The 9564-nt window shown below is 57.2% G+C and carries 7 protein-coding genes; 4 read left to right on the forward strand and 3 right to left on the reverse strand.

Translation table 11 applies throughout. The features are described 5' to 3' along the window. Nucleotides 1–174: 174 nt before the first annotated feature. The 4 genes from VGE80_RS24570 to VGE80_RS24585 all read left to right on the forward strand — a co-directional run bounded on the left by VGE80_RS24570 (nt 175) and on the right by VGE80_RS24585 (nt 6534). Nucleotides 175–1185: an aspartate-semialdehyde dehydrogenase gene (locus VGE80_RS24570; RefSeq protein WP_440594487.1), complete on the forward strand. Its 1011-nt coding sequence runs from the start codon at nt 175–177 to the stop codon at nt 1183–1185. A gap of 195 nt (nt 1186–1380) precedes the next feature. Further along, on the forward strand, nt 1381–2655 hold the full coding sequence (gene lysA, locus VGE80_RS24575) for a diaminopimelate decarboxylase (protein WP_397571669.1): 1275 nt from the start codon (nt 1381–1383) through the stop codon (nt 2653–2655). Between the two features lie 463 nt (nt 2656–3118). Further along, entirely contained in the window at nt 3119–6046 is a 2928-nt protein-coding gene (locus VGE80_RS24580; RefSeq protein WP_440594488.1) for a fused MFS/spermidine synthase, read from the forward strand. A 332-nt stretch (nt 6047–6378) separates the two neighbouring features. Beyond that, nucleotides 6379–6534 carry a hypothetical protein gene (locus tag VGE80_RS24585; RefSeq protein ID WP_440594489.1) on the forward strand — a complete coding sequence of 52 codons (156 nt, stop codon included), beginning with the start codon at nt 6379–6381 and terminating at the stop codon, nt 6532–6534. A 163-nt stretch (nt 6535–6697) separates the two neighbouring features. Here the strand turns inward: VGE80_RS24585 and VGE80_RS24590 are convergent, their stop codons facing one another. The 3 genes from VGE80_RS24590 to VGE80_RS24600 form a co-directional block, all read right to left on the reverse strand. Next, nucleotides 6698–8095: a glycosyltransferase gene (locus tag VGE80_RS24590; RefSeq protein ID WP_440594490.1), complete on the reverse strand. Its 1398-nt coding sequence runs from the start codon at nt 8093–8095 to the stop codon at nt 6698–6700. Next, a complete protein-coding gene (locus tag VGE80_RS24595; RefSeq protein ID WP_373650059.1) occupies nt 8092–8757 on the reverse strand; it encodes a hypothetical protein in 666 nt (221 codons plus the stop codon). Before VGE80_RS24595 ends, VGE80_RS24590 begins: the two co-directional genes overlap by 4 nt. 164 nt (nt 8758–8921) lie before the next feature. Next, nucleotides 8922–9564, reverse strand: a 643-nt coding sequence (locus VGE80_RS24600) for a class I SAM-dependent methyltransferase (RefSeq protein WP_440594491.1), incomplete at its 5' end; no start/stop codon positions are given.

The raw sequence follows: 9564 nt of genomic DNA on the forward strand, positions 1-9564 counted from the left end.
GCCCGCGAAATGCCGAGAGTAAATCGAAAACCGGCCGGAACGTCTGAAGACTCAGGAGATGATTGCGGCGGATTTCCCTGAGAAAGTAAGATGTTCCGCTGCTATAATCGTCCGGCCGGGCTCTGACCGTCCGCGAAATTAAAGTTAAAACCCCTATTCCAGGAACAAGACACCGTGTTTGGAACGATGGCGATGGTTGGTGCGACCGGTGCAGTGGGTCGCATCATGTTGGAGCTTCTCGAAGAACGACCGATGCTGGCCGAAACCTATCGGTTTCTGGCTTCGTCGCGAAGTGCCGGTTCCAAACTGAAATTCAAAGGACGTGAGTACACGGTTGAGTTGCTTGAGCCCGCCGCCTTCAAAGGGGTGGACGTTGTGATCGCCAGTACACCTGACGAAGTGGCGGCGGAATATCTGCCCCACGCCGTCGCGGCAGGCTGTAAGGTGATCGACGAATCGGGATTCTTCCGGATGCACCCGGATGTCGCTCTGGTAATCCCCGAAATCAACCCACAGGACGCTCTGAACGCCCAGGGGATTATCTCGAGCCCGAACTGCTCAACGACCCAGATGGTCATGGCTCTGAAGCCCCTGCACGATGCCGCAAAGGTCAAACGAGTCATCGTCAGTACATACCAGGCTGTCAGCGGCGCCGGACTTCAAGGGACGGAAGATCTGATCGAGGGAACCCGGGCCAATCTCGCCGGAGCGAGTTACGAGCATAAAGTCTTCAAATCCCCCATTGCATTCAATGCTATTCCTCAGATCGGTGGTTTCAAAGAGCAGGGCTACACCAGCGAAGAAATGAAGATGGTCTACGAGACTCGCAAGATTCTCGGCGATGAATCCATTCTCGTTTCCGCGACGTGCGTTCGTATCCCTGTCGCCAACTGCCACAGCGAAACAATTCTGGTCGAAACCGAGCGCCCCGTCTCGGTGGAAGAAGCGAAGCAGCTCTTCAGTGCGTTCCCTGGCCTGTGCGTTCAGGACGACGAAGTGCAGGGGGGCTACCCGATGCCCCATACATCGACCGGCAGCGATCTGGTTTACATCGGACGTATCCGCAAGGATCTGACCAACCCGAACGGATTGAATTTCTGGTGCGTGAGCGACAACCTGCGAAAGGGTGCCGCCACGAATGCCGTTCAGATCGCCGAACTGCTGGCGAAGCACTTCAAGAAATAATATTTCCTCTTCGTGACACCACCGCATTCATGCAGTGGCTGTCCGAAAGAAGAAACCCAATCCGATTTGCGACAGGACGGGTTGTGATCCGCTTTCACGGATCACAACCCGTTTGTTGAATTAAAGCTCGATGGTAATTTCACATCCCCCCTCACGCATCGGGCGGGATGCTGACCGACTGGAAGAGGTTGATCTATGCAGGCATTTAACTATCGCGACGGCGAACTTTATTGTGAAGATGTCCCCGTGGCGAAGTTGGCTGAACAATATGGTACGCCACTTTGGGTTTACTCCAAGTCGTTCATTCTTGGGCAGCTTAACCAGATCCAGACCGCATTTGCTGCCGTCGATCCCGTGATCTGCTATTCGGTGAAAGCCAACTCGACGCTTGGCATTCTGAAGGTCGTCCGGGATGCCGGATGCAGCTTCGACGTCGTCTCTGGCGGTGAGTTGTACCGGGTTAAGGCAGCGGGTGGCGATACGTCCAAGGTCGTGTTCGCCGGCGTGGGGAAAACCGACGAAGAGATCCGCTTCGCCCTTGAAAACGACATCCTGATGTTCGACGTCGAGAGCGAACAGGAACTCGACGCGATTGCCGAAGTGGCTTCTTCGATGGGCAAAGTCGGTCGAGTCGTCCTGCGACTCAATCCGGATATCGACGCGAAGACGCACTCCAAAACGACGACCGGGAAAAAGGGAAACAAGTTCGGAATGGACATTGAGCGGTTCCGCGAACTGGCCGCCAAAGTCCTGAAAGATAAGCGATTGGCACTCAAGGGAATCCACATGCATCTGGGTTCCCCGATTCTCACCACCGACCCGTATGAAGCTGCGGGCAAGAAGGCCATTGAAGTCGTGGAACAGCTTCGTGCTGACGGACACGACATCAACTGGATCAACCTGGGTGGCGGCTTCGGCATCAGTTACCGCGGAAATGAAGGGCTTCCGGCATCTGCCTACGCGGATGTCATCGTTCCTTCGATCGTCAAAGCCAAATGCCGACTCGCTCTGGAACCAGGCCGATTCGTCGTCGGAAACTCATGCGTCCTGGTCAGCCGAGTTGTCTTCACGAAACGCGAAGGGGGCAAGTTCTTCGTCATTCAGGACGGAGCGATGAACGACCTGGTCCGACCTGCGATGTACGATTCATTCCACCGCGTCTGGCCGGTAAAACCGCTGGTCCCGATGCCCGAAAACGTGGAAGACCCGATCGAAGGGTGCGAAAAGACCGACGTCGTGGGACCGATCTGCGAATCCAGTGACTACTTCGCCAAGGACCGGTACCTGCCACCGCTCAAACGGGGAGATCTGTTCGCCACGTTCAGCGCCGGAGCCTACGGCAGCACGATGAGCAGCAACTACAACACCCGCCCCCGCGCCACGGAACTGCTGGTCGATGGGAGTAATGTCACCGTCATCCGCCGCCGTGAGACCTACGAAGACCTGATCGCTCACGAAGTCGGCGTTTGAAGTCGGCAGACAACAACCCACCGACAATATCTCATCAGGCGTCGCCCCTCTGCTTTTCGCAGTGGGCGACGCCTGACTGCTTTCAGCGTCAAACTCTCCGCTTTTCGACATCCACGTCGCAGGCTGCTGCTGCACGGCACTGCTGACCTGATCGGAATCTCGTTCAAACAGATCCATGTCCCGTTGTTATCGGTGCAGGAGTCGACGCTCCCTTCCTGCGGGGAGATCACGACTACGTTCTCCACAGTAGGCAAAAGAAGCGGGTCAATGCAGAAGGCAAACGGCTTTCGCAGCTCATGTTGCCGACGCACGGCCGGGACGACTGGAACCCGGTAGGCTCCAGTGGATCGCAGAACAATCTCCGGGGCTGGTCACTTTCCCCGCCCGGGTGGGAAGTTCGTGATTGGAATGTTTATCATGACACCCCTTTCACAATTACGGTCCACTTTCGGAAATTGAGTTCATGAGTTCACCATCGACTTCGGGCGAGCCAGGTCCCGAAAACGAACCCGAATTGACCTACCGTCTGGCAACAGAATCTCCCATTCCCAAGGGAGAGATTCAGCCCCCTCCCCCCGTTGAACTACCCACTCCCAGGAAATTTGCCAAACCGAAACCATCCAACGTCATGGAGATGATTGGCTTCAATGCACTGGTCTTTGTGACCAGTGTCTGCGTGATGACGCTGGAACTGACTGCTTCGCGCCTGATCGGCAAGCACGTCGGTTCATCACTTTACACATGGACCTCTGTCATCGGCGTCGTGCTGGCCGGGATCACCTTCGGGAACTGGCTGGGTGGCTGGATGGCGGATCGATTCGATCGCAAGCGAGCCCTGGCCTGGATGTATCTGCTGGGAAGTGTCTCCTGCGGAACCGTCCTCTGGCTGGATCAGATTGTCGGGACCATCCCGCGACCGGATTCATTCAGTTGGCCCGCCTGGATCGTTACGGTGGTAGCATTGATCTTCCTGGTCCCGGCGCTCGCCCTCGGTGCGACATCTCCGCTGGTCGCCAGCATGGCCATCGACCGCAGCACGAAGACGGGCTCGACCGTGGGAAACGTCTATGCCTGGGGAGCCCTGGGATCGATCGTCGGGACGTTTCTGACGGGCTTCTACCTGATCGATGTCTGGGGAACCCGCTCCATCATCGGGCTGACTGCAACCACACTCGCGATCCTGGCGGTGATTGTTGTCGGCGCAGGTCGGGGGTTTCGCACGGCCGTCCTGCTGGGCTGGCTGCAACTTCTGGGATGGACCATGTTGTTTGCCACCTGTAATAACAGCGCAATGGGCTCGGTGGGCCTCACCGTCGGAAAATGTCTGACGATGACAAAGCCCCGACTCGAAGCCGTTTCTGCCCAGGAATCATGGCTTGAGTACGGACGTTATGTCGGTGAGAAATTCCATGAAGTGGGACTGCTGCTGCGACTTCGTGACGATCCGCTGAACAAGTATCACGATGAAAGCAATTACTTCGACATCCTGGTCAACGATACGGTGGTCAACGAGCGGCCCGTTAAAATGCTGAAGCTCGACAAGCTGATCCACAGCTACTACGACCCGGGGGATCCCACGTCACTCCACTATGAATACGAACGCATCTACGCCGCCGTCACGAAGAGGGCTGCAGCCCCCCCGACATTCGAAAGCCTGTCACTGCCACTGAAAGGTCTGGAGGGCCTCAACCTGTCCCCCGCAGACCTGCCCGAGGATGTGCATCTGGATGAAACGGGTCAGTCACTGAACATCGCAAAACCCACGATGGGGGTCTTTGAGAAGCTACTGGCACTGGCCCCGGAGGCGGAATACTGGAAAGCGATCGAATGGCTGCATACGGAAACAAACAAGCCGCTCTGGGGGGGCTTTTCCTCTGTGAATCTGAAAGGACTTCCAGAGGGAATCATTCTTCCTCCCGAGTTCAACGCCATACTGCGCCATGACGAATCGCTGGAAGTCCTCATCGCCTATGAACCGATTTCTCACGCGGCACGAGACCAGCTAATCGCCATGACGCCGTCGGCCCGGTGGTACAACGAAATTACCCGGCTCATACGGGAATCACGTCGCAGTTCTGCGTGCTTTTACGGGGGAGGCGGATTCATCTTCCCTCGCTGGTTTCTGAAAGAGTTTCCCGGCAGCGCACACATTGATGTCGCGGAACTTGATCCAGCGGTCCATTACGCGGTGACTCAGGAAATGGGACTGACACCCGAACTGGAACAGCGGATCCGGACCATCATCGGCGACGCGCGGAACTTTGTCGACGATTCACTCAGGGCCAATCGAGAACGAGCCAGCAGGTCTGAGGCTCCCGTGACCTATGACTTTATCTACGCCGACGCGTTCAATGACTTCAGTATTCCCTGGCATTTGACCACTCGTGAGTTTCAGCAGAAGACGTACGAATTGCTGAATGAACGGGGTGTCTTCCAGGCAAACATCATCGACATCTATCCCCGTACGGAATATCCCGGTCGGACGGTAGATGAGGCCGAAGCAGATTATCAGGGCCGTCTGCCGATCGGAGTGCTGCGGGATGAACCGAAACGGGACAAGTACATCCCCGCGACGAAACGATTCGCCCCGCTGGAGGTGATGGAACTCCTTTCCAACCGTTACCGTTTGCGGGTCCAGCGCCCCCCGACCGCGCATGAAGAGAGCTTTCTGAAGGACGCCTTCTGGGACGCCATCAAACCTGCGACCGAGTTTGAAATCTCCAAAGGGTTTCAGCCCGAGATCAAAATCGAGGAAGAACGGAGTGGCTGGAATCGCGCTATCAATCAATTGATGACTCAGTCCCGAAAGCGTCTCCCCTTTGCCGGGAAACTGCCTGCTCAGTTAGAACCTGCGAACCAGAAACAGCAAACCTGGACCCCCTCACCCGCCCCCTTCGAATTCGTGGAAACTCTTCGCACGGATGCAGATCAACGAGTACTGGGATTTCGCGGAATTATCACCCCTGAGATCGCACAACAGTTGATCGAACTCGATCCGGGGAATCCTCCCTGGGCCCAGGCAGTGAAATCCGTCGCCGAACGATCACGCCAGAAGATCGCGGGGCGATTTTTGGGGCGGTACGTGGCGACAGCGGCCAGCGTGTTTCCGAATGTCTACGTTTTCAGTACCTCGTATCAGCAGCCGAGTGCCAGTCGCGACACATTCGTCATGGTCTGCTCACGGCAGCCCATCGACCTTAAATCGCTCGACGACACCGGCGACTGGACGGGAGGCCCCTTTGCCTCACTGGAAACCCCACCCGGTTCGAACGAGCGAATTCTCAGCGGTCAAATGAGCGCCGTACTCGCCTTGTCTGAAGGACAAATCCTGACGGATGACTTTGCCCCCGTCGACAACCTGCTGGTCCCGGTCTTCACCTCGCAGGAATGACGTGTGAAGTCGAAGCCAAACCACACACCGCGCGCTTCCGCGAACGGAGAGGTCGTCGCCTTAACAGAATTTCTGAGTCCCTGTTACGGAACGGAAATCGGCTGAAGGAGAACGCTCGGTGCTCACTTCCGGGAGAACATCCTGATCGGCACTCCTTGGAAGTCGAGGGGGAGCTCCCCAAACAGGCTGTTGAAAAAGGGGAATGGATCCGAAGTCCGCTCGAGAACAATGAGCGATCTGCATTGCTCAAGGTGCCTGTCCCACTTTTTCAACAGGCAGCTAAGGGTGGCGGCGTTGTGGTCGGCCTGCGGATCCTCGGGAATTGCTATTGATTGGTTGTCGTGATAGAGCGTCCCGTCGTGGTCGTAGGTCTTGGTGTTGTCGTCGTAGGTCTTGGTGTTGTCGTCGTCGGTGGCGGAGTCGGTGGCGGAGTCGTTGTCGTAGGGCGTGGCGTTGTCGTCGTGGTCGCGGTTGTGATACCGGGCTGACTCGGCGTCATAGTTCGCATTCCTGATGAGTTACTAAGATGAGTTACTTATACGAACGCTGCCAAACGGCTTGGCAGTCGTCAGATACCATACCACACAGGGCGAATCTGTGCTTTCGTACACACCTTTAGAAAATGGGGATCCCTCGGACCCGGCCCGCCTCTTAGCCGGCCGGCGAGGGACGTCGCGAGGAAGTTTCGTGCAGGTGTGGAAGAGGAATCTGCAGCTCGGCAAAGCATTTGACCGTATGCTTATCGAAACAGGGCCGCAAAGGGCTCGGTGAATCCGATTGACAAGCAATCTCTACTCGCCCATACCAACCCTCGTCTTCCGGCGAGGCCATCAGGGCGGATCCGTGATAGTCCCCCGTCGACGCCCAGCGAAAAATGTAAGACGGCGGATCGCTTTCCAGCGGATCGGCAGTCGGGCCCAGTCGAGCGAGTTTTGACATGAACTGCTGGTCAAAATTACCTCGCCTGGTCAGTGGCCAGCCGGGAACTCGTTCGAGCCATTGCCGCCTGAACGCGATGCTCGCGTGAAAGCGTCCGACCGCCGATTCCGTTTGAAGAGTCTCAGTCCCGCTGGACAGCACTCGCGAGGGCTTGGAATATCCCAGACCACTACCGAGCGCCCGAACATGAGCGGAGATATGCCAGGGAAGATAGAGATCATCATCTTCCCAGACGACGATCAGATCCCCCCGCGCAAGGCCCGCCAGAGCGTTGTACTTTTCGGGCAGCGATCGAAAACGTCGCGGAACGGAGATGACTTCCCATCCCTCCCCGGCCTGTGAGCCGTACTGGCCCGCATCATCCAGCACGATCAATTCCCGCCGCTCGAGCGGGTAGTCCTGAGCCAGATAACAGGCAAGAGCATTCGCCAACAGTGCTGGCCGGCCAAACGTCGGACATACGCAGGAAACAAAGGGCAAGTCGCCCCCCGTCCCCACCGGCCGGTCTCGCTCGGTGGAGACAGGGCCACCTTCCTCGATCGAAATGCGTTGCGGACGCGAAATCCGGTAGAGGGTCTCGTGACCGAACTGCGAGCCTGGTATGGCAATCGCTTCCTGAACATATCTCAAACCATGCCGCTCAAACATCTGTTCCAGTTCATGCTGCGGCAGCGCGAGATAAGCACAGGAACTTCCATCGGGAAACAGGTATTCGCAAAGGGACTTTTCTTCGTCCGCCATGGGCGTGTAAAGGATCAGCACCATCCGGTGTGTGAACGACTTCAGTGCCTGGTCAAGGATCGTACGCCAGTCGGCGTTCAGCTCGAGCACATGGCGCATCATCAGTCCATCGGGTGGATCTGTCGGAACATAGTCGCACAGATCAACCACACGGTCACAAAGTCCCGCCGATCCATCCAGGCCGGTGACACGAATATCGGGATTGATCCCGCTCATCACCTGCCGAAACCACTGAGCTCCACATCCCCAGTCCTCAACGTCCCGACATCCGGACAGAAACTCAGCCCCAAGCTGGTAAGTCGTATCCGCCCCGAAGGGAAATGGATCCGCCCCCCGAAAAAAGACTTCCCATTTGCCGGCGTTCGTCATGGAGCAAGCTCTTTCAGATAGTTTTTCGTCAGACTGCCCCAGTAAGCCACGTTGTCACAGCGATCAAAATAGTAACGGAGCTCTGGATCGAGCTGCTGGAAATCGAGATACCAGGGCAAATGGCGGGCAGTGTAGGGCCGATCCAGTCGCACGGCGGAATAGAAATCCTCGTCCAGCATCTCGTGGCGTGCTGGATCGTACAGGGCGAACGTGGCCCCGATGTTCGCACGCCATGCGCCGGAACGTTTTTCAGTCCAGTACGGCCGCTCCCAAACCATCACCTGCTCACGGAAGGGGTAGGTGTCCGGGATATCCTCGATCTCCAGCGAGAGCCCCGCTTTCGCCACATCCGGATTCTCGGCCAGTGCCTGCTGTAGTCGCTCAACGACGTCATCGGGGACTTGTGACAGATCGAGATCCGAATCGGAAACGATGTACTGAGAACTCATCTCGCGATAGCGGCCTGTCCACCAGAAGCCATAACAGCCCGCGTTGTGCGCAACGCGGATCACCGGGTACGGACATTCATCCAGCCACTTCAGCAGCGGCGGATAGGTACTGCCGTGATCAAGAATCACAGGCGACAACCCCAGACGAACGCATTCCTCCGCCATCTGCCGGGGCCAGGTCAGTTGCTCGTAGACAGTCAGGTAACAGTCCATCGTGTTGTTTCTTCATGTGGTGACCGAACATTCTGCAGTCGTCGGCGGTGCAGCCCCTGAACCGGCTACGGTGCCAACTCAGCAAATCCGGAATCTCACTCATTCCCGATCGAGACAAGTCGTGTCACCTTTCGAGAAAGAATGAAGTCTCGGGATCGCCCGCCTCAGGTTGACCGGGCCAGGCTCAGCCGCTCGGGAATCGGATCGCATGCCTCAAACGGAAGTGGCGGTGCGGTGACGCGGCCGATGATGGTGAATCCGTGGTTGTGTTGTGCATGAAACAGCGGCTGCCATTCGGAGTGCTCGGTCAAAAATTCTTCCAGCGCCACCAGCAGCCCCGGTCCGCCATCGTCACCCCGTTCGCCGAAGATCTCGGTATCGTGAAACGCAATCCAGTGACGGACTCGTGATTCATGGCGTCGCAGTTCACCGCGCAGTTGCCGGGCGGTGTGCTGCGTATCGATGAACAGCAGGTCACACTCGGGGATAGTCACGCTCAGGGACGAACCCAGCCGAAACTCGAATCGTGTGCGCCAGGCGTTGGCCGCCAGTAACTCCGCAATCGGATCGGCGATCAAGTCGACCGAGATGAAGTTCGCGGGCTGACCGGCCAGCAGCGCCACCGTACTGACGCCGCGACGCATTCCGAATTCCACGACCGTCTCGCAGCAGGCAGCGAGTTGACGGAGCTTGTCACAGTGTTCGTTAATGTCCGACGGAGTCTCGACGGCAGTGCGATACAGATCTTCAAGGGTTACCTGCGGAGCAGTCTCATCACTTTCCGCTCGAGCAGACAACGCTTCCATC

This window comes from Schlesneria sp., assembly GCF_036405755.1.
GTDB classification, from domain to species: domain Bacteria; phylum Planctomycetota; class Planctomycetia; order Planctomycetales; family Planctomycetaceae; genus Schlesneria; species Schlesneria sphaerica.

What these genes read in the sequence shown, in the direction of transcription:
- lysA (WP_397571669.1), top strand. Translation starts at nt 1,381, where the DNA reads ATGCAGGCATTTAACTATCGCGACGGCGAACTTTATTGTGAAGATGTC.
- VGE80_RS24580 (WP_440594488.1), top strand. Translation starts at nt 3,119, where the DNA reads ATGAGTTCACCATCGACTTCGGGCGAGCCAGGTCCCGAAAACGAACCC.
- VGE80_RS24590 (WP_440594490.1), bottom strand. Translation starts at nt 8,095, where the DNA reads ATGACGAACGCCGGCAAATGGGAAGTCTTTTTTCGGGGGGCGGATCCA.
- VGE80_RS24595 (WP_373650059.1), bottom strand. Translation starts at nt 8,757, where the DNA reads ATGGACTGTTACCTGACTGTCTACGAGCAACTGACCTGGCCCCGGCAG.